The sequence below is a fragment of the Streptomyces sp. NPDC031670 genome, assembly GCF_055580545.1.
The window spans coordinates 437,808-462,660 of the sequence record NZ_JBVILC010000002.1 but is presented as its reverse complement, the minus strand read 5'-3'; the positions used below and the strand labels follow the sequence as shown (position 1 = coordinate 462,660).

The following is a 24,853-nucleotide window of genomic DNA, read 5'->3' as shown; positions in this document are numbered from 1 at the left end:
GCTCACCGTTCGCATGGCGCCCCGCCCTCCCTCCGAAGTGGCCCAAGGTGGATGTGCCATACCAGAACGCATCGTATCCACCCAACGTCGCTGCGGATACCGCGCAACAGCAAAGGGCGGGCCGTGTTCCCGTATGCATCGGAACACAGCCCGCCCTCGACGACAACCGTCCTGATCAGCGGCGAGAAGGCCACCGGATCAGGCTTCGTCGCCCTCCTCGGACTCCTCGGCGAGGCTCTTGTCGAGGACCCGCCCCTCGCCCGGGGCGAGGGTGCCGAGGATCCGCTCCAGATCGTCTATCGACGCGAACTCGACGACGATCTTTCCCTTCTTCTGGCCCAGGTCGACCTTCACCCGCGTCTCGAAGCGGTCCGAGAGCCGCGAGGCCAGATCGGAGAGCGCCGGCGAAAGCCGGGTCCCGGCGCGCGGGCCCTTCGCCTTGCCAGCGCTCTTGGGCTCCGAGTTCAGCAGGGTGACGATCTCTTCGACCGCCCGCACCGAGAGCCCCTCGGCCACGATGCGGTGTGCCAGCCGGTCCTGCTCCTCGGAGTCGTCGACGGAGAGCAGCGCCCGCGCGTGACCCGCCGAGAGCACCCCGGCCGCGACCCGGCGCTGCACCGGCGGGGAGAGCCGGAGCAGACGCAGGGTGTTGGAGACCTGTGGACGGGAGCGGCCGATGCGGTCGGCCAGCTGGTCATGGGTGCACTCGAAGTCCCTCAGCAGCTGGTCGTAGGCCGCCGCCTCTTCCAGGGGGTTGAGCTGGGAGCGGTGCAGGTTCTCCAGGAGGGCGTCCAGGAGCAGCTTGTCGTCGTCGGTGTCCCGCACGATGGAGGGGATCCGCTCCAGACCCGCCTCACGGCAGGCCCGCCAGCGCCGCTCGCCCATGATGAGCTCGAAGCGCTCGGGCGACAGCTGACGGACGACGACGGGCTGGAGAAGCCCGACTTCCTTGATCGAGGTAATGAGCTCGGCGAGGGCGTCCTCGTCGAACACCTCACGCGGCTGGCGCGGGTTCGGCGTGATCGAGTCCAGCGGCAGCTCCGCGAAGTACGCCCCTGCGGGCGCCTTCAGCTGCGGAGCCGCGGGCTCGGGCGCCTGGACCGGCACCGGTGTTTCACGTGAAACAGAAGGCGCCGCGAGCGTGGCCACCTTCGCCGCCGCCACCCCGCGCTCCGCGGTCAGTACCGGCACCGCCGCCGGGGACGTGGACGCCGTCCCCACCGAAGGTGCGGTCTGCTTCTCCTGCGGGGCGGCCGGGATCAGCGCACCGAGCCCCCGCCCCAGACCTCTACGTCGCTCACTCACTGGATCCCCTCCGACATGCTGTGCTGGTTGTTCTGACTGCCCACGGGGATGTGCGTCGTCGGGTCGTAGTTGATGCCAACCCCGCGCAGTGCGATCTCGCGGGCGGCTTCGAGATACGAGAGCGAGCCGCTGGAGCCCGGGTCATAGGTGAGCACCGTCTGGCCGTAGCTCGGGGCCTCCGAGATTCGTACCGAGCGCGGGATGCTCGTGCGCAGGACCTCGTGGCCGAAGTGGCTGCGCACCTCGTCGGCCACCTGGGAGGCAAGCCGGGTCCTGCCGTCGTACATGGTGAGCAGGATCGTCGAGACATGCAGAGCGGGGTTGAGATGCCCCCGCACCAGGTCGACGTTCCGCAGCAGCTGGCCCAGTCCCTCCAGCGCGTAGTACTCGCACTGGATGGGAATGAGAACCTCCGCACCGGCAACAAGAGCGTTGACGGTGAGGAGTCCCAGGGAAGGCGGGCAGTCGATCAGGATGTAATCCAGCGGCTGCTCGTACGCCTGGATGGCGCGCTGCAGCCGACTCTCCCGTGCCACCAGGGACACCAGCTCGATCTCGGCACCGGCCAGGTCGATCGTCGCCGGAGCGCAGAAGAGACCCTCCACGTCCCGGACGGGCTGGACGACCTCGGAAAGCGGTCTGCTCTCCACCAGCACGTCATAGATCGAGGGGACCTCGGCGTGATGGTCTATCCCCAGCGCGGTGGATGCGTTGCCCTGCGGGTCGAGGTCGACCACCAGAACCCGGGCACCGTGCAGTGCCAGGGAAGCGGCGAGATTGACCGTGGTCGTGGTCTTCCCGACGCCGCCCTTCTGGTTGGCGACCACCATGATGCGTGTCTGCTCCGGCCGGGGCAGGCCCTCGCCGGCACGGCCGAGAGCTTCCACCGCCAGCTGGGCAGCACGACCGATGGGGGTGTCGTCCATCGGGGGCGGTGTTTCACGTGAAACATCCTCCCCCGCCGATTCGGTACGGGGACCGGGGACCGGATCGGTCATCGGTCCCGCGATGTTGGCGTCGGACCGCAAGGATTCACTCTCCTCGACTTCAGGCTCGCAATGCACAGAGCCTGCCATGCTTTCGGGGTCGTGAACCAGCGAGGCCCGTTCTTCTGTGGATGAATCCACCTCTGTGGACAACTCCGTAGCTCGTGAGGGGGACTCCATGGCCCCGCCCAAGGGCTTGCGGTCGCGCGGCGCGGCATTACGGCCGCGGCTGATGATTCCATGCAGCAGAGAGCGACGTTTCACGTGAAACACGATGCACGCGCCCTGCGGTCAGATCGTTACGACACTCCGAAATGCGTACGTATCGCGCCTTCTATGGAGCATCCGCCCCCTGGCGGGACCCGCGGGTCAGCGTCGGCGCCTGGTGCGGCTGGTCCTGGCGGCCTTGGCCCGCTTGGTGGCGAACCGCACACCGCCGGGGCTCTCCCCGACCTCGACCCGCACCACCGTGGACAGCGGGTCCACGATGCCCTCACCGACATGCAGCACTGAGGTGTTCACCACACCGAGCTTGCTGAGCGCGGCCCGCGCACCCTGGATCTCCTCCTCGGCGGTATCCCCCTTGAGTGCCAGCATCTCGCCGTAGGGACGCAGCAGCGGCACGCCCCACCCGGCCAACCGGTCCAGCGGAGCCACCGCGCGGGCCGTGACCACATGCACCGGGGTCACCTTGCCCAGCATCTCCTCGGCCCGGCCGCGCACCACGGTCACATGGTCCAGTCCCAGCAGCTCCACGACCTCCTGGAGAAAGTTGGTACGCCGCAGGAGCGGCTCAAGAAGCGTGATCTTCAGGTCCGGGCGCACCAGCGCCAGCGGGATACCGGGCAGACCGGCGCCGGAGCCGACATCGCAGACCGTGACGCCTTCCGGAACGACCTCGGAGAGCACGGCGCAATTGAGCAGGTGGCGCTCCCAGAGACGGGGCACCTCACGCGGGCCGATCAGGCCGCGCTTGACTCCCGCGTCCGCGAGCAGCTCGGCGTACCGGACGGCTTCCGGGAAGTACTCGCCGAATACCGCGCGCGCCTCTTCGGGCGCCTGGGGAAGCTCTGCTGCTGCCTCCGTCACGGGGGACCGTCCTTCCGTACCGCGCTTCCCGCGCTGGGTGGCTTGACTATCAGGCTGACAAAGATCGGCCCCGTCTGCGAACAGACGGGGCCGAGGCCGGGGATCCCGGGGGACGGGCCCCCGGGATCCCCGGCAGAGAACTACAGACCGCTCAGGCGGGGAGGACGATGACGAAGCGCTGCGGCTCCTCGCCCTCGGACTCGCTGCGCAGACCGGCCGCGGCGACCGCGTCGTGCACGACCTTGCGCTCGAACGGCGTCATCGGCTGGAGCTTCACCGGCTCGCCCGAGCTCTTGACCTCGGCCGCGGTCTTGGCACCCAGTTCGGCCAGTTCCGTGCGCTTCTTGGCCCGGAAGCCCGCGATGTCGAGCATCAGACGGCTGCGGTCACCGGTCTCCCGGTGCACGGCCAGCCGCGTCAGCTCCTGGAGCGCCTCCAGCACCTCACCGTCACGGCCCACGAGCTTCTGCAGGTCACGGCTGCCGGCGTCGCTGACGATCGAGACCGCGGCACGGTCCGCCTCGACGTCCATATCGATGTCGCCGTCCAGGTCGGCGATGTCGAGCAGGCCCTCCAGGTAGTCGGCGGCGATCTCCCCCTCCTGCTCCAGGCGGGACAGGGTGTCGACACCCTCGGCGGCCGGGATGGTGCCTTCCGTCACGGATGGACTCCTTCTTACTTCTTGGACGGGTGCTTGGGCCGCTGCTGACCCTTGCGCTGTCCGGACTGGGCCTTGCTGCGTGCGGTACCGGAGGCGGGCTTGCCCGCCTGCGGCGTGTCCTGCTTCGCCTCGGCGTCCTCGTCCGACGTGCCCTTGTCCAGCGAGGTCTTCGCCGGCTCCTCACCGTCGCCGCCACCCTGCGCGGCGGTCGCACCGGCCTGGCGCTGGGCCTTGGTCAGGCGCTTGGGCTGCTGGCGCCTGGCGCCGGCGGCCTCCGCCTCGGCCACCGCGGGGTCGCTCTTGACCACGGTGCCGTCAGCCTGGGCCGCGAAGCCCTGCTTGGCCAGGCCGGAGATGAACTTGCGCTCGTTGTCGTTGCGGTCCGGGCCCTTGGCCACGATCGCCTGCACGACGGCCCGGCGGCGCTTGCCCCGCACCTCGTTGTGGGTCGCAACGCTCTTGCTCAGCCGCTCCAGGTAGCTGGCCTGCGCCTTGGAACCCGGCGTCGGGTTCTGGTTGATCACGTACATCTGCTGGCCCATGGTCCACACGTTGGTGGTGAGCCAGTAGACGAGGACACCGACGGGGAAGTTGATACCCATCACGGCGAACATGACCGGGAAGACGTACATCAGCATCTTCTGCTGCTGCATGAACGGCGTCTTGACCGACAGGTCGACGTTCTTCGTCATCAGCTGGCGCTGGGTGAAGAACTGCGACGCGGACATCAGCACGATCATGATCGCGGTGATCACGCGGACGTCGGTGAGCGTGGCGCCGAGGCTCTCGACCTTGTGGGCGCTGTCCGTGAACTTAGCGGCCAGCGGGGCGCCGAAGATGTGGGCCTTCTGGGCGCTCTCCAGCAGCGGCTGGTTGATCACGCCGATGGTCTTGCCGCTCGCGATGCCCGAGAGCACGTGGTAGAGGGCGAAGAAGAACGGCGACTGCGCCAGGATGGGAAGGCACGAGGAGAGCGGGTTGGTGCCCGTCTCCTTGTACAGCTTCATCATCTCTTCGGACTGACGCTGCTTGTCGCTCTTGTAGCGCTCCTGGATCGCCTTCATCTTCGGCTGGAGCGCCTGCATGTTCCGGGTCGACTTGATCTGCTTCACGAAGAGCGGGATCAGACAGATCCGGATCAGCACCACCAGGGACACGATGGACAGTCCCCAGGCCCAGCCCGTGTCCGGCCCGAAGATCGCGCCGTACAACTTGTGGAACTGGACGATGACCCAGGAAACAGGCCAGGTGATGAAGCTGAACAGACTGGCAATCGTGTCCACTAATCAGGCTCCTTGAGCATTGGGCGAGGTCTCTGCGGCCGGGCTGGGCTCGGTCTCAGCGGCGGAGTGCCCGCCCTTGCTGCCGCGCCAGGCGTTGCGCAGCGCCTCGTGCCAACGAGGGCGCTTGCGTTCGGGGACGTAGTCCACGCCGCCTGGCGACCACGGGTTGCACCGCAGAATGCGCCAGGCGGTCAGTGCCGTGCCCTTCACCGCGCCATGCCGGTCAATGGCCGTGAATCCGTAGTGGGAACACGACGGGTAGTACCTGCAGACGGGCCCGAGCAGCGGGCTGATCGTCCACTGGTACAGCTTGATCAGGGCCAGCAGCGGGTACTTCATCGCGCACCCCCTCCCAGCAGCCGCTGGAGGGCGGCGTCCAGGTCTCGGGCCAGATGTGCTTGATCGGCATCACCCGCGCCGGGCAATGCTCGTACGACCACCAGGCTACCGGGGGGCAGCTGGGACAGCCGATCGCGCATCAGATGGCGAAGCCTGCGCTTCACCAGGTTGCGCACGACCGCTACACCCACGGCCTTGCTGACGACGAAACCCGCACGCGTCGGGGGAGCGCTCTCCCCAGGCGCGTGCGGGTCCGTTGCACCGCTGCGTAGATGGACGACGAGGAGCGGGCGACCGGCCCGGCGTCCTCGGCGTACCGCGGTCGCGAAGTCTTCGCGCCGCCTCAGCCGATTCTCGGTAGGCAGCACGTCATGACCTGTATGCGATTAGGCGGACAGGCTGGCGCGGCCCTTGCCACGACGGTTCGAGAGGATGGCGCGGCCGGCACGGGTACGCATCCGCAGGCGGAAGCCGTGGGTCTTGGCGCGACGGCGGTTGTTCGGCTGGAAGGTGCGCTTGCTCACTCGGGGGCTCCAGAAATGATTCGGTGGTGGCGGGACATCGCCTGGCTGTCACCGTGCGCCCACGAGAAGCTCGCAATACACGAAGCTCGTACAACGCCCAAGTGCACCGCTTCACGATCACAGACCGTGATCTTTGCCCATCGGAGGCAGGCGGCAGCAGCCATCGACAACTCGACCTGGTTACGGTACGCGCGGCTACGCCATCCGGTCAAACCAGCCCCTTCACGGGGGCCACTGTGCACAGCCTGTGGACAACAACTTGAACCACGTCAGTCGCCCCGACTACCGTGGCTCGACCCCGACTCTTTTCCTTTCTGTCCTTGCCTGTCCTTCCATCCCGTCCCGAGAACCACACATTCGTGGGACCTGCGAGAGAGCGTGCCTTGTGGCTGACGTACCTGCCGATCTTGCCGCAGTGTGGCCACGAGTGCTGGAGCAGCTCCTCGGGGAGGGCCAGCAGGGCATCGAGCCCAAGGACAAGCAGTGGATCGAGCGCTGCCAGCCACTCGCCCTGGTCGCCGACACCGCGCTGCTCGCCGTCCCCAACGAATGGGGCAAGCGCGTCCTGGAGGGCCGGCTGGCCCCGCTGATCAGCGACACGCTCAGCCGTGAGTGCGGGCGCACCATCCGGATCGCGATCACCGTCGACGACTCCGTGGGCGAGCCTCCCGGCGGCGGGGGCCAGTCCGCGCAGCAGCAGCCCCCGCGCTACCAGGACGACTCCTACGGCCGCCCGGCCGACGACGGGCTGCCGACGGTCCGCCCCGCCTATCCGGAGTACCAGCAGCAGCGCCCCGAGCCCGGCGCCTGGCCGCGTGCCCAGGAGGACCTGTCCTGGCAGCAGCAGCGCCTCGGCGGCTTCCAGGAGCGCGACCCGTACGCGACCGCCCGCCCGCAGCAGCCGCAGCACGACTACCGGCAGCCGCAGATGCCCGAGCGTTCGCAGTACGAGCAGCAGCACCAACAGCATCAGCACCAGCAGTACGAGCAGCAGGAGCGGCAGCCGTACAAGCCGGAGCGCCACGAGCTCCCCGAGCCGCCGTCCCAGCAGCACCACGGCGGTCCGCAGCAGGGTGGCGGCGGCCCGCGTCCGATGGGCGGGCCCCCGTCCTCCTCGGCGCCCCAGCCGGGCGGTCCCGGCGAGCCGCACGCCCGGCTGAACCCCAAGTACCTCTTCGACACGTTCGTCATCGGTTCCTCGAACCGGTTCGCGCACGCGGCGGCCGTGGCCGTCGCCGAGGCGCCCGCCAAGGCGTACAACCCGCTCTTCATCTACGGGGAGTCGGGCCTTGGCAAAACGCATCTGCTGCACGCCATCGGGCACTACGCCCGCAGCCTCTACCCCGGCACACGGGTGCGCTACGTGAGCTCCGAGGAGTTCACCAACGAGTTCATCAACTCCATCCGCGACGGCAAGGGCGACACCTTCCGCAAGCGGTACCGGGACGTGGACATCCTCCTGGTCGACGACATCCAGTTCCTGGCGAGCAAGGAGTCGACGCAGGAGGAGTTCTTCCATACCTTCAACACGCTGCACAACGCCAACAAGCAGATCGTGCTCTCCTCCGACCGGCCGCCCAAGCAGCTGATGACGCTGGAGGACCGGCTGCGGAACCGCTTCGAGTGGGGTCTGACCACCGATGTGCAGCCGCCGGAGCTGGAGACGCGTATCGCGATCCTCCGTAAGAAGGCGGTGCAGGAGCAGCTCAACGCCCCGCCGGAGGTGCTGGAGTTCATCGCCTCCCGCATCTCGCGGAACATCCGGGAGCTGGAGGGCGCGCTGATCCGGGTGACGGCGTTCGCGTCGCTCAACCGGCAGCCGGTGGACCTCGGGCTCACCGAGATCGTGCTGAAGGACCTGATCCCCGGCGGTGAGGACTCGGCGCCCGAGATCACGGCCGGCGCCATCATGGCGGCGACCGCCGACTACTTCGGACTCACCGTCGAGGACCTGTGCGGATCCTCGCGCAGCCGCGTCCTGGTGACGGCCCGCCAGATCGCCATGTACCTGTGCCGTGAGCTCACCGATCTGTCGCTGCCGAAGATCGGCGCGCAGTTCGGCGGTCGCGACCACACCACGGTGATGCACGCCGACCGCAAGATCCGCGCGCTGATGGCGGAACGGCGCTCCATCTACAACCAGGTCACCGAGCTCACCAACCGCATCAAGAACGGCTGAGCGGACCGCTCACAGAGCCTCTCAGGGCGCCCGGGACACCGTCCCGGGCGCCCTTTTCGTCGCCCGGAAACGGCCCGCCACGCGCGCGCGGGCGGTCGTCCCCACCTCTGTGGACGGTCGGCGCGGCCGTTGCGTACGGCTCGCCGGGGCCGCCGGTGTTCGAATACCTGCCGGTCAGCGGGGGTTCTCCACAGATTCGGGGACTTTTTCCCGTCCACACCCTGGGGACTGTTCAGTTGTCCAGATTGCTTCCACAGGCTGTCGCCCTGATACTCCATCACCCCAGGTCAAGTGCTTGTGGATTTGTGCGCGAGCGTGCTCCACAGGCTGTGGACGAAATCTCTGTCCACAGCCTGTGGTCAAAGTTGTCCACCGGCGGCCCACAGGCTGGGGCACGTTGCCCACAGCTTCTCCACAGCGCTGTCCACTGTTCGGCAACGCGACACCCCCCGTCACCGGGTCGAGTGAAAGGCGTCACACCAACGAGCCGGGTTGGCCTGTGGGGAACCGGGGTAAAGCTGGGGACGGCTCTGGGGAGAAGTAGGCCCTGCCTGTGCATCGGGTGTGCAGAACTTTCGCGTGTCCACAGAACCGGTGAGTTGTCCACCGGCTCCACCCACAGGCACGGTGGACAAAAAACCGGGTCTGACCTGCGAAAACGGGGTTATCCACCGTTTCCACAGGCCCTACTACTACTGCCACTTAGAGTTAGCTCGGATTCCGCTTCGAAGTGGGGGCTGTGCACAACTCGGGCCCGGCGGCTCCCGGACCTCTCGGCACGACTTGACCCCGACTCGCACCGAGTGTCAGCGGCGTACGTCAGACTGGTCCCCGGCGATACAGCCGACGACGAAAGCCAGCAGGGCGAGCCAGCAACAGCAGGAGGCGGTTCCGGTGAAGATCCGGGTGGAGCGCGATGTTCTCGCGGAGGCGGTGGCGTGGGTGGCCCGCAGCCTCCCGGCCCGTCCGCCCGCGCCGGTCCTCGCGGGCCTTCTTCTGAAGGCGGAGGACGGCGCCCTCAGCTTCTCCAGCTTCGACTACGAGGTCTCGGCGCGGGTCTCGGTCGAGGCCGAGGTCGACGAGGACGGCACGGTGCTCGTCTCCGGCCGCCTGCTCGCCGACATCTGCCGCGCCCTCCCCAACCGTCCGGTGGAGATTTCCACAGACGGTGTACGGGCGACGGTGGTCTGCGGCTCCTCCCGCTTCACCCTCCACACCCTGCCTGTGGAGGAGTACCCGGCGCTGCCGCAGATGCCGACCGCGACCGGCACCGTTCCCGGTGAGGTCTTCGCCTCCGCCGCCGCCCAGGTCGCCATCGCCGCCGGGCGCGACGACACCCTGCCGGTGCTGACCGGTGTGCGGATCGAGATCGAGGGCGACACGGTCACCCTTGCCTCCACCGACCGCTACCGTTTCGCGGTCCGCGAGTTCCTGTGGAAGCCGGAGAACCCGGACGCCTCCGCGGTCGCCCTGGTGCCCGCCAAGACGCTCCTGGACACCGCCAAGGCCCTGACCAGCGGGGACACGGTCACGCTCGCGCTGTCGGGCTCGGGCGCCGGTGAGGGCCTGATCGGCTTCGAGGGCGCTGGCCGGCGGACCACCACCCGCCTGCTCGAAGGCGACCTGCCGAAGTACCGGACGCTGTTCCCCACCGAGTTCAACTCGGTCGCGGTGATCGAGACCGCGCCCTTCGTCGAGGCGGTCAAGCGCGTCTCCCTCGTCGCCGAGCGCAACACGCCGGTCCGGCTCAGCTTCGAGCAGGGCGTGCTCATCCTGGAGGCCGGCTCCAGCGACGACGCACAGGCTGTGGAAAGGGTCGACGCCAACCTGGAGGGCGACGACATCTCGATCGCCTTCAACCCGACCTTCCTGCTCGACGGCCTGAGCGCCATCGACTCCCCGGTCGCGCAGCTCTCCTTCACCACCTCGACCAAGCCGGCGCTGCTGAGCGGCAAGCCCGCGCTCGACGCCGAGGCGGACGACGCGTACAAGTACCTGATCATGCCGGTGCGCCTCTCCGGCTGACCTGGCCGACCGGTGCGGAGCCGCGTTCGTCTGAGCGGCCGACCCCACAGGTGTGTACCCGGGTCCGGGCGTAGTCTCGGACACGGGTACGAACGCCACAACGTCAAAGGATCATGTGATGGAGCTCGGTCTCGTCGGCCTCGGCAAGATGGGCGGCAACATGCGCGAGCGGATTCGCCGCGCAGGCCACACCGTCATCGGTTACGACCGCAACCCGGACGTCGCCGATGTCCACAGCCTCGAAGAACTTGTGGGCAAGCTCAAGGGTCCGCGGGTGGTCTGGGTGATGGTCCCGGCCGGTGCCGCGACCCAGTCGACCATCGACGAGCTGGCGGAGCTGCTCTCTCCCGGCGACGTCGTCGTCGACGGCGGCAACTCGCGCTGGACCGACGACGAGAAGCACGCCGTGGAGCTGGGCCTCAAGGGCATCGGCTTCGTCGACTGCGGTGTCTCCGGCGGTGTCTGGGGCCTGGAGAACGGCTACGCGCTGATGTACGGCGGCGACGCCGAGAACGTGGCGAAGGTCCAGCCGGTCTTCGACGCGCTCAAGCCCGAGGGCGAGTTCGGCTCGGTCCACGCGGGCAAGGTCGGCGCCGGCCACTTCGCCAAGATGGTCCACAACGGCATCGAGTACGCGATGATGCAGGCGTACGCCGAGGGCTGGGAGCTCCTGGAGAAGGTCGACTCCGTCACCGACGTCCGCGAGGTCTTCCGCAGCTGGCAGGAGGGCACGGTCATCCGTTCCTGGCTGCTGGACCTGGCGGTCAACGCCCTCGACGAGGACGAGCACCTCGACCAGCTGCGCGGTTTCGCGGCGGACTCCGGCGAGGGCCGGTGGACCGTGGAGGCGGCCATCGACAACGCCGTTCCGCTGCCCGCCATCACCGCGTCGCTGTTCGCGCGGTTCGCGTCCCGGCAGGATGACTCCCCCCAGATGAAGATGATCGCGGCGCTGCGCAACCAGTTCGGTGGCCACGCGGTCGAGTCCAAGAAGTAATCCACAGGCTGTTGGCAGGGCCGGGGGAGGTCGGCGCACCACCATGCACGTCACGCATCTCTCGCTGGCCGACTTCCGCTCGTACGCCCGGGTCGAGGTTCCGCTCGACCCGGGCGTCACCGCGTTCGTGGGGGCCAACGGCCAGGGCAAGACCAACCTCGTCGAGGCGGTCGGCTATCTGGCGACCCTGGGCAGCCACCGGGTCTCCTCGGACGCTCCCCTGGTGCGCATGGGCGCCGAACGGGCGGTCATCCGCGCGGCCGTGACCCAGGGCGAGCGCTCCCAGCTGATCGAGCTGGAACTGAACCCGGGCCGGGCGAACAGGGCCCGTATCAACCGGTCCTCGCAGGTCAAACCGCGTGACGTGCTGGGGATAGTACGGACCGTCCTCTTCGCGCCGGAGGACCTGGCGCTGGTCAAGGGCGATCCCGGGGAGCGGCGCCGCTTCCTGGACGAGCTGGTCACCGCGCGCTCCCCGCGCATGGCGGCCGTCCGCTCCGACTACGACCGCGTCCTCAAGCAGCGCAACACCCTGCTGAAGTCGGCGGCGATGGCCCGGCGCCACGGTGGCCGCGGCATGGACCTGTCCACGCTCGACGTGTGGGACCAGCACCTGGCCCGGGTCGGGGCGGAGCTGCTCGCCCAGCGGCTCGACCTGATCGCGACGCTCCAGCCGCTCGCCGACAAGGCGTACGAGGCGCTGGCGCCCGGCGGCGGCCCGGTGGCGCTGGAGTACAGGCCGTCGGCGCAGGGCGAGGCGACCGGCCGCGAGGAGCTGTACGGGCAGCTGATCGCCGCGCTCGCCGACGTACGCAAGCAGGAGATCGAGCGCGGGGTGACCCTGGTCGGGCCGCACCGCGACGACCTGCTGCTCAAGCTCGGCCGGCTCCCGGCCAAGGGGTACGCCAGCCACGGCGAGTCCTGGTCCTACGCCCTGGCGCTGCGGCTCGCCTCCTACGACCTGCTGCGGGCCGAGGGCAACGAACCGGTGCTGGTCCTGGACGACGTCTTCGCGGAGCTGGACGTCCGGCGCCGCGAGCGGCTGGCGGAGCTGGTGGCCCCGGGCGAGCAGGTGCTGGTCACGGCGGCCGTGGACGACGATGTGCCGGCCGTCCTCGCCGGGGCCCGGTACGAGGTCTCCTCGGGAGAGGTGGCGCGGGTATGAGCGAGCACTCCGGAAACGAGACGCCGGCGCCCAGGGTTCCCGAGTCCTCCGGCGTCGACCTCGCGCGCGTGGCGCTGCGCGCGGCCAAGGAGCAGGCCAAGGCGCGGGGCGCCGCGGCCCAGCAGAAGAAGCAGGCCCGCCGGGGCGGCGGCCTGCGCTCGGGCGCCCGGGCCGACGGGCGCGACCCGCAGCCGCTGGGCGCCGCGATCAACCGGCTGATCACCGAGCGCGGCTGGGAGACCCCGGCCGCGGTCGGCGGCGTGATGGGCCGCTGGCCGCAGATCGTCGGCGACGACCTGGCCAACCACTGCGTGCCGCTGCGCTACGACGAGGACCCCGACGAGCGGGTCCTCACGGTGCAGTGCGACTCCACGGCGTGGGCGACGCAGCTGCGTCTGCTCGCGCCCCAGCTGGTGGCCCGGCTCAACGCCGATCTGGGTCATGGCACGGTACGGATGATCAAGGTCCTGGGGCCTGGCGGGCCGCCGACGCGGTACGGGCGCCTGCGGGCCCCGGGAAGCACGGGACCGGGCGACACGTACGGGTGAGGGCCCGCCCTCGGGGCCGTGCCTGCTCGGGCCGTCGTCCCCGCACTCGGCCCTGTGCCGCCGCCCTTCTCCTACGCGCGCGTGCCCGCGCGAAGCACCGCCCCAGGCGGACCGTCGCCGAGGCGGGGACCAGCAGCCGCAGGCCCCCGTCGGCATCCTCCGAGCATCCCCCGCGCGGCGGGAAACCGGGCGGTACGGGTGAGGCGTCCCTCACGGTAGCCGGAGGTTGACAGGCCGAAGCGCTGAATGCCCGTGTGAGGCTCTTAGAGCCCCTGCTCGGATATGGGGAGTCGGACGCCGCCCGCTCAGGGCGGCACATGCGGACTCAGGTACCGGCAAACCCCCATTCATGTCGGCGCTACCGGTAGACTGGTCAATAATCCCGCCCTCCTCGCGGGACCCACCGAAATGACGCGGTCGGGTGATGCCCCCAACGGCACCGCCCGGCGCTGACCATCGCTGAACGACGCAGCTGCTCCTGCCTGCCCAGGGGAAGGCTGTGCTGTGCCAGAAAGGGCGCTTCGTGGCCGATTCCGGCAACCCCAACGAGAACACCCCGTCCGCTGCCGCCGGCCAGAACGGCGAGGTCACCGCCTCGTACGACGCCAGCGCCATCACCGTCCTCGAAGGTCTGGACGCGGTCCGCAAGCGACCCGGCATGTACATCGGCTCGACGGGCGAGCGCGGCCTGCACCACCTGGTGCAAGAGGTCGTCGACAACTCCGTCGACGAGGCCCTCGCCGGCCACGCGGACACGATCGACGTCACGATCCTCGCCGACGGCGGCGTGCGCGTCGTCGACAACGGCCGTGGCATCCCCGTGGACATGCACCCCGTGGAGAAGAAGCCGGCCGTCGAGGTCGTCCTGACCGTGCTGCACGCGGGCGGCAAGTTCGGCGGCGGTGGCTACGCCGTCTCCGGTGGTCTGCACGGTGTCGGCGTCTCCGTGGTGAACGCCCTCTCCACCAAGCTCGCGGTCGACATCAAGCGCGACGGCTACCGCTGGACGCAGGACTACAAGCTCGGCGTCCCCACCGCCCCCCTCGCCAAGCACGAGGCGGTCGAGGAGAGCGGCACCACGGTGACGTTCTGGGCCGACCCGGACGTCTTCGAGACCACCGAGTACTCCTTCGAGACGCTCGCGCGGCGCTTCCAGGAGATGGCCTTCCTCAACAAGGGCCTCACCATCAAGCTCACGGACGAGCGGGAGTCGGCCAAGGCCGTCTCCGGGGCGGACTCGGCCGAGGAGTCGGAGGAGGAGCGCGCGCTCTCGGTCTCGTACCACTACGAGGGCGGCATCGTCGACTTCGTGAAGTACCTGAACTCGCGCAAGGGTGAGCTGATCCACCCGACCGTGATCGACGTGGAGGCCGAGGACAAGGAGCGCATGCTCTCGGCCGAGATCGCGATGCAGTGGAACTCCCAGTACACCGAGGGCGTTTACTCCTTTGCGAACACCATCCACACGCACGAGGGGGGTACGCATGAGGAGGGATTCCGCGCCGCGCTCACGGGTCTGGTCAACCGGTACGCCCGTGACAAGAAGCTGCTGCGCGAGAAGGACGACAACCTCTCCGGCGAGGATATCCGCGAGGGTCTGACGGCGATCATCTCCGTCAAGCTGGGTGAGCCGCAGTTCGAGGGCCAGACCAAGACCAAGCTGGGCAACACCGAGGCGAAGACGTTCGTCCAGAAGGTCGTGCACGAGCACCTGACCGACTGGTTCGACCGCAATCCCAACGAGGCCGCGGACATCGTCCGCAAGTCCATCCAGGCGCAGACGGCCCGTGTCGCCGCCCGCAAGGCGCGCGACCTGACCCGACGCAAGGGCCTGCTGGAGAGCGCCTCCCTGCCCGGCAAGCTCTCCGACTGCCAGTCCAACGACCCGACGAAGTGCGAGATCTTCATCGTCGAGGGTGACTCCGCCGGTGGTTCGGCGAAGTCCGGCCGCAACCCGATGTACCAGGCCATCCTGCCGATCCGAGGCAAGATCCTGAACGTCGAGAAGGCCCGTATCGACAAGATCCTGCAGAACACCGAGGTCCAGGCGCTGATCTCGGCCTTCGGCACCGGAGTCCACGAGGACTTCGACATCGAGAAGCTCCGCTATCACAAGATCATTCTGATGGCGGACGCCGATGTCGACGGCCAGCACATCAACACGCTGCTGCTGACCTTCCTCTTCCGCTTCATGAGGCCGCTGGTCGAGGCGGGGCACGTGTACCTGTCGCGCCCGCCGCTCTACAAGATCAAGTGGGGCCGGGACGACTTCGAGTACGCGTACTCCGACCGTGAGCGCGACGCGCTCGTGGAGCTCGGCAAGCAGTCGGGCAAGCGGATCCGCGAGGACTCGATCCAGCGCTTCAAGGGTCTGGGCGAGATGAACGCCGAGGAACTGCGCGTCACGACCATGGACGTCGACCACCGCGTCCTGGGCCAGGTCACCCTGGACGACGCGGCCCAGGCCGACGACCTGTTCTCGGTGCTGATGGGCGAGGACGTCGAGGCGCGGCGCTCGTTCATCCAGCGCAACGCCAAGGACGTCCGCTTCCTCGACATCTGAGTCGGTCCGTCGCTGACCGCTTCGAAAGGACTTGAGAACCAGCAATGGCCGACGAGAACACTCCCGCGACCACTGAACCCACCGAGGAAGAACCTGTCCTGCGCATCGAGCCCGTCGGGCTCGAGACGGAGATGCAGCGCTCCTACCTCGACTACGCGATGTCCGTCATCGTCTCGCGCGCGCTGCCGGACGTACGGGACGGTCTGAAGCCCGTCCACCGCCGTGTGCTGTACGCGATGTACGACGGCGGGTACCGGCCCGAGAAGGGCTTCTACAAGTGCGCCCGCGTCGTCGGCGACGTCATGGGCACGTACCACCCGCACGGCGACTCCTCGATCTACGACGCGCTCGTCCGCCTCGCCCAGCACTGGTCGATGCGGATGCCGCTGGTGGACTCCAACGGCAACTTCGGCTCCCCGGGCAACGACCCGGCCGCCGCCATGCGGTACACCGAGTGCAAGCTGATGCCGCTGGCCATGGAGATGGTCCGGGACATCGACGAGGAGACCGTCGACTTCCAGGACAACTACGACGGCCGCAACCAGGAGCCGACGGTCCTGCCGGCGCGCTTCCCGAACCTGCTGGTCAACGGCTCCGCCGGCATCGCCGTCGGTATGGCCACCAACATCCCGCCGCACAACCTGCGCGAGGTCGCGGACGGCGCCCAGTGGTTCCTGTCGCACCCCGACGCCTCGCACGAGGAGCTCCTCGACGCGCTCATCGAGCGCATCAAGGGCCCCGACTTCCCGACCGGCGCCCTCGTGGTCGGCCGCAAGGGCATCGAGGAGGCGTACCGCACCGGGCGCGGCTCCATCACCATGCGCGCCGTGGTCGCGGTCGAGGAGATCCAGAACCGCCAGTGCCTGGTGGTCACCGAGCTTCCGTACCAGGTCAACCCCGACAACCTGGCCCAGAAGATCGCCGACCTGGTGAAGGACGGCAAGGTCGGCGGCATCGCCGACGTGCGGGACGAGACCAGCTCCCGTACCGGCCAGCGCCTGGTCATCGTGCTCAAGCGCGACGCGGTCGCCAAGGTCGTCCTCAACAACCTGTACAAGCACACCGACCTCCAGACGAACTTCGGCGCCAACATGCTGGCGCTCGTCGACGGCGTGCCGCGCACCCTCTCGTTGGACGCGTTCATCCGCCACTGGGTGACGCACCAGATCGAGGTCATCGTCCGGCGCACCAGGTTCCGGCTGCGCAAGGCCGAGGAGCGCGCCCACATCCTGCGCGGTCTGCTCAAGGCGCTCGACTCGATCGACGAGGTCATCGCGCTGATCCGGCGCAGCGACACCGTCGACGTCGCGCGCGAGGGCCTGATGGGCCTGCTCTCCATCGACGAGATCCAGGCCAACGCGATCCTGGAGATGCAGCTCCGCCGGCTCGCCGCCCTGGAGCGCCAGAAGATCGTCGCCGAGCACGACGAGCTCCAGGCGAAGATCAACGAGTACAACGCGATCCTCGCCTCGCCCGAGCGGCAGCGCCAGATCATCAGCGAGGAGCTGGCCGCGATCGTCGAGAAGTTCGGCGACGACCGGCGCTCCAAGCTGGTGCCCTTCGACGGTGACATGTCCATCGAGGACCTGATCGCCGAAGAGGACATCGTCGTCACCATCACCAACGGCGGCTACGTCAAGCGCACCAAGACCGAGGACTACCGGTCGCAGAAGCGCGGCGGCAAGGGCGTCCGGGGCACCAAGCTGAAGCAGGACGACATCGTCGACCACTTCTTCGTCTCCACCACGCACCACTGGCTGCTGTTCTTCACCAACAAGGGCCGGGTCTACCGGGCCAAGGCGTACGAACTGCCGGACGCCGGCCGGGACGCGCGCGGCCAGCACGTGGCGAACCTGCTGGCCTTCCAGCCGGACGAGAAGATCGCCCAGATCCTCGCCATCCGCGACTACGAGGCGGCGCCCTACCTGGTCCTCGCCACCAAGTCCGGTCTGGTGAAGAAGACGTCGCTCAAGGACTACGACTCGCCCCGATCGGGTGGTGTCATCGCCATCAACCTCCGGGAGACGGAGGCCGGCGGCGAGGACGAGCTGATCGGCGCCGAACTGGTCTCCGCCGAGGACGATCTGCTGCTCATCAGCAAGAAGGCGCAGTCCATCCGCTTCACCGCGACGGACGACGCGCTGCGCCCGATGGGCCGCGCCACCTCCGGCGTCAAGGGGATGAGTTTCCGCGAAGGCGACGAGCTGCTCTCGATGAATGTCGTCCGGCCCGGTACTTTCGTGTTCACCGCCACCGACGGCGGGTACGCGAAGCGGACCCCCGTCGACGAGTACCGCGTCCAGGGTCGCGGTGGCCTCGGTATCAAGGCCGCCAAGATCGTCGAGGACCGGGGCTCGCTGGTCGGCGCGCTGGTGGTCGAGGAGACGGACGAAATCCTCGCCATCACGCTCGGCGGTGGTGTGATTCGTACGCGAGTCAACGAGGTCAGGGAGACGGGCCGTGACACCATGGGCGTCCAACTGATCAACCTGGGCAAGCGCGATGCCGTCGTCGGTATCGCTCGTAACGCCGAGGCCGGTCGCGAGGCTGAAGAGGTCGACGGTCCCGAGGGGACCGAGATCGACATGGCTGAGGGCGAGTCTGCCGAGGCCGCAGTCGAGGGCATCGAGCCCTCGGCCGGGGAGCACGAGGAGTAGAGCGTGAGTGGATCCACGGGCGCCGGATCGGCCGCTTCCGGAGCGAACGGTGCCCGTGGCCCTGCCGCGGACTCCCAGGGGGTAACGGTGACCGACACCCGCGGGCCTGAGGCCCGGTCCGACTACGGGGCGCTGCCCGGCGAGCGCGAGAAGCCCTCCTCGGGCACCGCGCAGCCGTACCACCCGCCGCAGGCCTACCCGTCCCAGAACGGGACGCAGGGCGGCCAGCAGCGTGGCGGCGGCCCCGCCGTCCGCCGCCCCCGCACGGGGGCGCGTACGACGCCGCGTACGCGCAAGGCACGGCTGCGGGTGGCCAAGGCCGACCCGTGGTCGGTGATGAAGGTCAGCTTCCTGCTCTCCATCGCGCTGGGCGTGTGCACGGTGGTGGCGTCGGCGGTGCTGTGGATGGTCATGGACGCGATGGGCGTCTTCTCGTCGGTGGGCGGGACCATCAGCGAGGCCACCGGCTCCAACGAGTCGAACGGCTTCGATCTGCAGTCCTTCCTGTCGCTGCCGCGCGTGCTGATGTTCACCTCGGTGATCGCCGTCATCGACGTGGTGCTCGCCACCGCGCTGGCGACGCTCGGCGCGTTCATCTACAACCTCTCGGCCGGTTTCGTGGGCGGCATCGAGCTCACGCTCGCCGAGGACGAGTAGGGCGGGTCGCCCCAGGTCGGACCGGGGGCGGCCATCGATTTTGGGACTGGCCCCCACGTGCGCTAATCTTCAGAGGTCAGCGCGCGGGGGGACACCCCGCAGAGCGCGGCGGGGCTATAGCTCAGTTGGTTAGAGCGCATCCCTGATAAGGATGAGGCCACAGGTTCAAATCCTGTTAGCCCCACAGTGCAGAAGGTCCCCGGACGATTCGTCCGGGGACCTTTTCGTTGTGCGGACGGGTCTTGTCGCGCTGCCACGGCTTCGCCGGACCTGGGCCGGCGCCGCGGCGCCGGGGTCCGGTGGGGACGGCCGGGTCCCGTTGCGTGTCCTTCGCGTACGTACTACGTACGTACGCGCACGAAGAAGCCCGGCGACTCGGGGGAGTCGCCGGGCTCGTGGGTCGCGGGCTCGGGCAGGAGCCGGGAGGGGTCAGGAGGAGGGGGGCGGGGCCACGCCGTCCCCGGCGGGCTCTTCCGTCGTGTCGTCGGGGGCTGTTGCCTGCGCTCCGTCGCCGCCCTCGTTCTCGTCGTGGGCTCCGGGCAGGTGCCTGCTCGACGGCGAGGACCCGTGGGCCTCGGCGCGGATGCGCTGCTTCATGGTGGGCGGCAGGGCCGACGCACTGGGCAGGGCCCATCGCACGTTCGGCCTCTCGGGAGCCGCGGCTTCGCTCAGGTGGCGCGGGGCGCCCTGCTGGGGTACGGACGCGGCTGCGGCTGCCTGACCGGTCAGTCCGAAGAAGGCGAGGAGGGCGACGAGCGCGCCGATGAGTGCGGTCCACCAGGTCGTGAGCTTGCTGGTTGCCATGACTTCCTCGCTTCTGTGTCGTTCCGGGTTGCCCGATTTGCGTTGTATCTCATGATGTGCAAGACCGGCGGAGAGCGAAGGAGCGACGCACCGTATGGGCCGATGTTCCGATGAACTGCACTCGGATGGACCATCACCGATTGATATCGATCGGTGTGTATAGTCGGGCGGCAGAGGTCCCTTACGTCAAGGAAAGACGAGGTCGCGCGGTGAAGAAGCTCCTCCTGGTCGCACTGGCCGCCATCGGCGGGCTCCTCGTGTACCGCCAGATCCAGGCGGATCGCGCCGAGCAGGACCTGTGGACGGAGGCGACCGACTCCGTGCCCGCAGGTTCGGGTGTGTGAGCCCCACAGAGTCCCGTTGCAGAGCCCCGGCCGCCGATGCGGCCGGGGCTCTGTGCTGTCATGTGCCCCGGGATGAGCACCCCACGGGTTCACCTGCGCAAATCAATGGCTTGCAGAAGCAAAATTGAAGGGGGCGCGGCGGCATGAGGAACCAGCGTGGGAAGGGCCGGGCCGTGGCGGCCCTGGCCGCGTCGCTCATCACGCCGACGGCTCTCTACGGGCCAGGGGCCCAGGCCGCCGAAGGCCCCCGGCCGCACCGCCCGGCCCGCGCCGAGAGCCCCTACCGCTACGACCCCCGCGCCCAGCCCGTCACCGCAGCCGCGACCGGCCCGGGCGCGCCCCGGCTGGCGGCCGGAGCGGTGTACCGCTCGGCTCTCGGACCCGGCGCCAAGGCGTACTACCAGGTCGACCTGGGCGCCACCGGAGACGCCTATGTGTCGGCCGTGGCCGTGCCGAGGCCGGACGCCGAGGTCGTCTTCGGTGACGGCATCGAGCTCACGCTCCAGGACGGCGACGGCAACACCTGCGCCACCGGCCGCGCGACCTTCGGCCCGCCCGAGTACCCGAGGCCGGTCGCCGCGTACGTCTCACGGGGCAAGACCGGAAACCGGACGTCCTGTCAGACTGCGGGCCGCTACTACGTGTTGGTCCAGCGGATCGGGGACGCGGCCTCGGCGCCCGGCGAATGGGGGCTGGAACTGCGGCACGTCAGGGAACCGGGGCTCACGGCCCAGGAGCCCACGGCCGCGCCCACGAAATGGCCGACCGCCTCGCCGCCCGCGCCCTCCTCGGCCGCGCACACGGCCCACGGCGGTACGGGCTTCGCCGACGCGCCCCGGCTGGCCGCCGGCGCCTGGCGCGACACGCTGAGGCCGGGCGCCACCCTCTTCTACCGCGTCCCGGTCGGCTGGGGGCAGCAGCTCTTCGCCACCGCCGAACTGGGCCGCGCCCCCGGCAGCGGATACGTGCCCCACGCCCTCGACTTCCAGCTCTACAACCCGGCGCTGGGCCCGGTGGCGGACGCGGAGACGGGGTACGACGGGAAGCCCGCCTCCGTCTCCTTCCCGCCGCTCCCGGCGGTGGCGTACAGAAACCGTTACTCCACCTCGGACCAGGTCGGAGCGCTGCGCCTGGGCGGCGACCACTACCTGGCGGTCAGCCTCAGCCCCCAGGCCGCCCGGACGCTCGGCGCGGGGGCCTATCCCGTGACGCTCCGGGTGGGGGTACGGGGAGAGGCGGGGCGGGGACCGGCGTACGAGGGGGCCGCGCCCGACTTCGCGGCCGGCGGCCGGGCTTCGGACCCGGCCGCGACCACCGCCGGGCACGGCGGCGACTCGACGAAGATGCGGCTGCTCGCGGCGGCCGGGATCGGGACGGGGACGCTGCTGGTGCTGTGGGCCGGGGTGCGGACGGCCGTCGCGCGGCGGCGGGCGGGGGCGGCTGGGAGCGGGGGCGGCGGGGACGGGCCGAGCGTGTGAGCGCTTGAGCGTCCGAGGGGCCTGCGCCTCTGGGCGCCCGAGTGTCTGCGCCTCTGGCTGCTGTGGCGCCTCCGTAGGAGGTGGTCGGTGCCGTCAGATCTGGCTGAGCGCCCAGAAGCCGACGGCGAAGCAGAGCAGCGCGAGCAACAGGACCGGAACGGTCGATTTCGGGACCGTCGACCTCGGAACCGTTGCCTTCGGGACCGTCGCTCCGGGGGGCGGCCCCGAGCGTTTGTGCCGGGCCGCGGGGGGCGGGACGACGGCCCCCGGCGACGAGGGCGTCACGGGCCCGGACACCGGCGGCGCGGGAGGCGGGACCCGGACGCTCTGGCCGGTGTACCGCTTGGTGGCAGGGGTCGGGGTGTACGAGGGCGGATAGGGGGGCGGGACGGGGCGGAATCCGTCCGCTGTGGGCGGTGTGGGCGCGGACAACGGACGGTCCGGGTGCGGGGGTTGGTGTTCCTGCCGTTCCTGACCGTGCGGCTGCTCGTGTGAGGGGCCCGGAGGCCGGGCCGGGGCCCCTGTGGAGTGCTGTGGCGTTCCGGGCGCCCGCGGGTGCCGCAGGACCGGCGGGAGCTCGCGCGGCACGAATCCTTCCGGAAGCGGTCCGACCTGATCGAAGACCTCGACCGGCTCCTCGTCGGGCGAGGCGTCCGGCAGCAGCTCCACGGCCGAGGCGAGCGCCTTGCGCGCCCCCGTGGCCGTCCGGAAGCGTACGTGCGGGTCCGGCTGGAGCAGACCCGCCAGGACCTGCCACAGCGGCTCAGGGACGCCCTGGGGGGCTCCTGGGGTGCCGTGGGCGGTGAAGTACTCCACCAGCGCCCGGGCGTCCGGTTTCTGACCCTCCAGCAGGTACAGGGCGACCAGGCCGACCGCGAACAGATCGGACGGGAAGTCCGGGTCCGCGCCCATGATCTGCTCGGGCGCGAAGTACCCCGGCGTCCCCATCACGTAGTTCGTCTCGGTCAGCCGCGGCTCGCCCTTGCGCATCGCGATGCCGAAGTCGGACACCCGCAGATGCGGCCGTCCGGTGCCGGTCGCCTCCAGAAGGATGTTGGCCGGTTTGATGTCGCGGTGGACGACGCCCTCGGCGTGGACCGCCGCGAGACCGGCGAGCAACTGGTCCAGCAGGACGCAGACGAACCGGGGCGGCAGCGGCCCGTAGTCCCCGATCAGATGGGCCAGCGAGCCGCCGGTCACCAGGTCCATGGTGAACAGGACCTTGTCGTCGTCGGCGGCCCAGCTCGCCGGGGCCAGCACATGAGGGTGGTCGATCCTCAGCGCCTGCTCGCGGACGAACCGCAGCAGGGTGTGCGCGTCGCTCTGCTGGAGGACCTTCGCCGCCACACAGCGGCGGCGGCGGTGGTCCCAGGCGCGCCAGACGGCGCCGACACCACCCCGGCCGATCGGGTCGATGAGTTCGTACCGACCGGCGAAGACCTCACCCACCTGGCACCCCCGCCCCCATGGCCGTCAGCTCTGGTGCGCCTCGTAGTGGGCGACCGCCTCGGCGGTGCGTCCGGCGCCGTACACCCGGAGGAACTCTGCCAGCTCGGGGTGGGCCGGGGCGAGGGTGTCGGCGGCGTCGATGATGTCCCCGGCGGCGGCGACCGAGCGCAGCAGCGACTGGATCTCGCGCACCACGCGGCGCACGGTGGGAGCGCCGGAACTCGTCGTGGTCTGCCCGGTGTTGGTGAGGACGGAGCCGCCCTGGGACTTCTTGATCTCGTCCATCCGGTCGGTGGCCTCGGCGGCGCTGACGCTGCCGTCGGCGACCTGGCCGGCCAGGTCCTGGAGGGCCTGGACGCGCTGGACGACGGCCGGGTTGCCGATCTTGGCGCGCTGACCGCTCATCAGCTGGGACAGCATGGGGGCCGAGAGGCCGAGGACGCCGGCGAGCCTGGCCTGATTCAGGCCCAGATCGTCTATCAGTCGGCGGAAGAGCGCCCCCAGTGGCTCCCCGTACCAGCTCCGCTGAAGCTCCCTCGCTCTTGCGGTCGCCTCTTGCTGCGTTGCGTCCATTGCGCGTCTCCCCATCGCTTCCCCATCGGGGCGCTTCGCTGTCGCGAACCCCGACGAGCATCTTACGGAGAGTGGTCGCTCACCGGGAGACCCAATCCTTTTGCGGGATACCCGTCTCCACCCGGTACTCTGGTCTGCGCACCACCCTTCCGGGGCCTTAGCTCAGTTGGTAGAGCGCTGTCTTTGCATGGCAGATGTCAGGGGTTCGACTCCCCTAGGCTCCACAGCACGACAACGGCGGGTGCCGTGGACCGTCCGGTCCACGGCACCCGCCGTTTCGCTGTGTACCGCCGGGGCGCCCGGGTCAGTGGCCCCCGCCGCGCTCCTCGCCGAACTCGGCCTCCTCCGCCTCCTTGGCCTCGACCTCCGGGTCGAGGGCCCCGCTGCTGCCGTCTACGGCGCTCAGCGGATTCGGTTCGGCGACCTCGGTCGGGGCCGGGGGCTCGACCAGCCAGTCCGGGTTGGCCTGCTTGTCCCACCACTTCCAGGCGGCCACGGCGCCGCCCGCCACAAGGCCGGCGACCGCGAGGTACTTGGCGACGCGTCCGGCCCGGGCCCGGCGCCGCTGCTTCTTCACCAGCTTCTCGATCTGGCGCGGGGAGACCTGCCCGCGCAGCGCCGCGAGGGCGGCCGTGGAGCGGGCCATGGCCTCTTCCCGGACCGGCTGGGCGGCGGCGACCGCCTGGCTGACGCGGGGCGCCGTGTACTGGGCCGCCTGGCGCGCGGCGCGGCGGGAGCGCGCGGCGGCTTCCCGGGCCACCTCGTCGACCTTCGGCGGCACATGCGGCGCGACATATGAGCCGTACTGCTGCTGGGCCTGGCTGCGGGCCTGCTGGGCGGCCTTGGCCACCTTGGGCGCGAGCCGTACGCGCGTCTCGTGCGCGTAGTGCGCGGCCTGGTTCTTGGCCGAGTCGGCGTAGGGCGCCACCACTTCCGCGGCGTGCAGCACGCTCTCCTTCGCCGAGCCGGTCGCGGCGCGCACGCTCTCCATGCGGGTCACGTGATCCTCCTCCTTGGTGGCGGGGTTCAGGGCGGTCCGGTGGGTTGTCGCCGGAATGAGCACAGTGTCGCCTTTCCACCCATCTCGAAATCATGCCTGTCGGACGGGTACCCGGCATGCGCGGAAAGGCATCCGGGTCATGCGGGCGACTTCGAAAGAAGTACGGCACGACGGCGCGAGGGCGGGGCGGGAAGAGCTCGGGTCCGACGATGCCACGGCCGCGTCCC

The 24,853-nt window shown here is 69.7% G+C and carries 22 protein-coding genes and 2 tRNA genes; 12 read left to right on the top strand and 12 right to left on the bottom strand.

Annotation, left to right across the window (positions count from 1 at the left end; genetic code table 11):
• Positions 1-198: 198 nt before the first annotated feature.
• The 8 genes from ACZ5ID_RS06150 to rpmH form a co-directional block, all read right to left on the bottom strand.
• Entirely contained in the window at positions 199-1,305 is a 1,107-nt protein-coding gene (locus ACZ5ID_RS06150) for a ParB/RepB/Spo0J family partition protein (RefSeq protein WP_468893885.1), read from the bottom strand.
• Complete coding sequence (locus ACZ5ID_RS06145; RefSeq protein ID WP_468894212.1) at positions 1,302-2,381, bottom strand: ParA family protein; 1,080 nt, start codon at positions 2,379-2,381, stop codon at positions 1,302-1,304. Before ACZ5ID_RS06145 ends, ACZ5ID_RS06150 begins: the two co-directional genes overlap by 4 nt.
• A gap of 279 nt (positions 2,382-2,660) precedes the next feature.
• Positions 2,661-3,380: a 16S rRNA (guanine(527)-N(7))-methyltransferase RsmG gene (gene rsmG / locus ACZ5ID_RS06140; protein WP_468893883.1), complete on the bottom strand. Its 720-nt coding sequence runs from the start codon at positions 3,378-3,380 to the stop codon at positions 2,661-2,663.
• Positions 3,381-3,531: 151 nt separating this feature from the next.
• Positions 3,532-4,041 carry a Jag family protein gene (locus tag ACZ5ID_RS06135; RefSeq protein ID WP_406551075.1) on the bottom strand — a complete coding sequence of 170 codons (510 nt, stop codon included), beginning with the start codon at positions 4,039-4,041 and terminating at the stop codon, positions 3,532-3,534.
• 14 nt (positions 4,042-4,055) lie between these two features.
• Positions 4,056-5,324, bottom strand: a complete 1,269-nt coding sequence (gene yidC, locus ACZ5ID_RS06130) for a membrane protein insertase YidC (protein WP_468893880.1) — start codon at positions 5,322-5,324, stop codon at positions 4,056-4,058.
• Between the two features lie 3 nt (positions 5,325-5,327).
• Entirely contained in the window at positions 5,328-5,663 is a 336-nt protein-coding gene (gene yidD / locus ACZ5ID_RS06125) for a membrane protein insertion efficiency factor YidD (RefSeq protein ID WP_358833464.1), read from the bottom strand.
• The gene (rnpA, locus tag ACZ5ID_RS06120; RefSeq protein ID WP_468893878.1) at positions 5,660-6,031 is read right to left on the bottom strand and encodes a ribonuclease P protein component; all 372 of its coding nucleotides are present in this window, start codon (positions 6,029-6,031) and stop codon (positions 5,660-5,662) included. Before rnpA ends, yidD begins: the two co-directional genes overlap by 4 nt.
• An 18-nt stretch (positions 6,032-6,049) precedes the next feature.
• Positions 6,050-6,187 carry a 50S ribosomal protein L34 gene (rpmH, locus tag ACZ5ID_RS06115; protein ID WP_406551077.1) on the bottom strand — a complete coding sequence of 46 codons (138 nt, stop codon included), beginning with the start codon at positions 6,185-6,187 and terminating at the stop codon, positions 6,050-6,052.
• A gap of 385 nt (positions 6,188-6,572) precedes the next feature.
• Between rpmH and dnaA the strand changes: the two genes are divergently transcribed.
• From dnaA to ACZ5ID_RS06070, 9 genes are all read left to right on the top strand, one after another.
• Entirely contained in the window at positions 6,573-8,366 is a 1,794-nt protein-coding gene (dnaA, locus tag ACZ5ID_RS06110) for a chromosomal replication initiator protein DnaA (RefSeq protein ID WP_468893876.1), read from the top strand.
• Positions 8,367-9,260: 894 nt separating this feature from the next.
• Complete coding sequence (dnaN, locus tag ACZ5ID_RS06105; protein ID WP_101389151.1) at positions 9,261-10,391, top strand: DNA polymerase III subunit beta; 1,131 nt, start codon at positions 9,261-9,263, stop codon at positions 10,389-10,391.
• 118 nt (positions 10,392-10,509) lie between these two features.
• Positions 10,510-11,388 (top strand): phosphogluconate dehydrogenase (NAD(+)-dependent, decarboxylating), encoded by an 879-nt coding sequence (gene gnd, locus ACZ5ID_RS06100; protein WP_067162137.1) that lies wholly within the window; start codon positions 10,510-10,512, stop codon positions 11,386-11,388.
• A 43-nt stretch (positions 11,389-11,431) separates the two neighbouring features.
• A complete protein-coding gene (gene recF, locus ACZ5ID_RS06095) occupies positions 11,432-12,553 on the top strand; it encodes a DNA replication/repair protein RecF (protein ID WP_468893874.1) in 1,122 nt (373 codons plus the stop codon).
• Entirely contained in the window at positions 12,550-13,101 is a 552-nt protein-coding gene (locus ACZ5ID_RS06090) for a DciA family protein (RefSeq protein ID WP_406551081.1), read from the top strand. Before recF ends, ACZ5ID_RS06090 begins: the two co-directional genes overlap by 4 nt.
• A 499-nt stretch (positions 13,102-13,600) precedes the next feature.
• Positions 13,601-15,664 carry a DNA topoisomerase (ATP-hydrolyzing) subunit B gene (gene gyrB / locus ACZ5ID_RS06085; protein ID WP_468893871.1) on the top strand — a complete coding sequence of 688 codons (2,064 nt, stop codon included), beginning with the start codon at positions 13,601-13,603 and terminating at the stop codon, positions 15,662-15,664.
• A gap of 44 nt (positions 15,665-15,708) precedes the next feature.
• Positions 15,709-18,321: a DNA gyrase subunit A gene (gene gyrA / locus ACZ5ID_RS06080; protein ID WP_468893869.1), complete on the top strand. Its 2,613-nt coding sequence runs from the start codon at positions 15,709-15,711 to the stop codon at positions 18,319-18,321.
• An 87-nt stretch (positions 18,322-18,408) separates the two neighbouring features.
• Entirely contained in the window at positions 18,409-18,978 is a 570-nt protein-coding gene (locus ACZ5ID_RS06075; protein WP_406551084.1) for a DUF3566 domain-containing protein, read from the top strand.
• A gap of 110 nt (positions 18,979-19,088) precedes the next feature.
• Positions 19,089-19,162, top strand: a tRNA-Ile gene (locus ACZ5ID_RS06070).
• Positions 19,163-19,407: 245 nt separating this feature from the next.
• On the opposite strand, the gene ACZ5ID_RS06065 is transcribed toward ACZ5ID_RS06070, so the two are convergent.
• Positions 19,408-19,782, bottom strand: coding sequence for a DUF6344 domain-containing protein (locus ACZ5ID_RS06065; RefSeq protein WP_468893867.1), 375 nt, complete (start codon positions 19,780-19,782; stop codon positions 19,408-19,410).
• A gap of 209 nt (positions 19,783-19,991) precedes the next feature.
• Between ACZ5ID_RS06065 and ACZ5ID_RS06060 the strand changes: the two genes are divergently transcribed.
• Entirely contained in the window at positions 19,992-20,126 is a 135-nt protein-coding gene (locus ACZ5ID_RS06060; RefSeq protein ID WP_003958712.1) for a DLW-39 family protein, read from the top strand.
• A 143-nt stretch (positions 20,127-20,269) separates the two neighbouring features.
• Positions 20,270-21,604 (top strand): hypothetical protein, encoded by a 1,335-nt coding sequence (locus ACZ5ID_RS06055; RefSeq protein WP_468893865.1) that lies wholly within the window; start codon positions 20,270-20,272, stop codon positions 21,602-21,604.
• Positions 21,605-21,697: 93 nt separating this feature from the next.
• Here ACZ5ID_RS06055 and ACZ5ID_RS06050 read toward each other — a convergent pair whose 3' ends face one another.
• Positions 21,698-23,053: a serine/threonine-protein kinase gene (locus ACZ5ID_RS06050; protein ID WP_468893863.1), complete on the bottom strand. Its 1,356-nt coding sequence runs from the start codon at positions 23,051-23,053 to the stop codon at positions 21,698-21,700.
• A gap of 24 nt (positions 23,054-23,077) precedes the next feature.
• Positions 23,078-23,626 (bottom strand): helix-turn-helix domain-containing protein, encoded by a 549-nt coding sequence (locus tag ACZ5ID_RS06045; RefSeq protein WP_358837570.1) that lies wholly within the window; start codon positions 23,624-23,626, stop codon positions 23,078-23,080.
• Positions 23,627-23,777: 151 nt separating this feature from the next.
• Between ACZ5ID_RS06045 and ACZ5ID_RS06040 the strand changes: the two genes are divergently transcribed.
• Positions 23,778-23,850: transfer RNA gene (locus ACZ5ID_RS06040), tRNA-Ala, on the top strand.
• Between the two features lie 80 nt (positions 23,851-23,930).
• On the opposite strand, the gene ACZ5ID_RS06035 is transcribed toward ACZ5ID_RS06040, so the two are convergent.
• On the bottom strand, positions 23,931-24,626 hold the full coding sequence (locus ACZ5ID_RS06035) for a DUF5324 family protein (RefSeq protein ID WP_468893861.1): 696 nt from the start codon (positions 24,624-24,626) through the stop codon (positions 23,931-23,933).
• Positions 24,627-24,853: the final 227 nt, after the last annotated feature.

Bases quoted from the DNA above. Each gene is read 5' to 3' on its own strand.
- recF (WP_468893874.1), top strand. From the start codon at position 11,432: ATGCACGTCACGCATCTCTCGCTGGCCGACTTCCGCTCGTACGCCCGG.
- ACZ5ID_RS06065 (WP_468893867.1), bottom strand. From the start codon at position 19,782: ATGGCAACCAGCAAGCTCACGACCTGGTGGACCGCACTCATCGGCGCG.
- ACZ5ID_RS06145 (WP_468894212.1), bottom strand. From the start codon at position 2,381: ATGGCAGGCTCTGTGCATTGCGAGCCTGAAGTCGAGGAGAGTGAATCC.
- yidD (WP_358833464.1), bottom strand. From the start codon at position 5,663: ATGAAGTACCCGCTGCTGGCCCTGATCAAGCTGTACCAGTGGACGATC.
- gyrA (WP_468893869.1), top strand. From the start codon at position 15,709: ATGGCCGACGAGAACACTCCCGCGACCACTGAACCCACCGAGGAAGAA.
- gnd (WP_067162137.1), top strand. From the start codon at position 10,510: ATGGAGCTCGGTCTCGTCGGCCTCGGCAAGATGGGCGGCAACATGCGC.
- ACZ5ID_RS06055 (WP_468893865.1), top strand. From the start codon at position 20,270: ATGAGGAACCAGCGTGGGAAGGGCCGGGCCGTGGCGGCCCTGGCCGCG.
- ACZ5ID_RS06045 (WP_358837570.1), bottom strand. From the start codon at position 23,626: ATGGACGCAACGCAGCAAGAGGCGACCGCAAGAGCGAGGGAGCTTCAG.
- ACZ5ID_RS06090 (WP_406551081.1), top strand. From the start codon at position 12,550: ATGAGCGAGCACTCCGGAAACGAGACGCCGGCGCCCAGGGTTCCCGAG.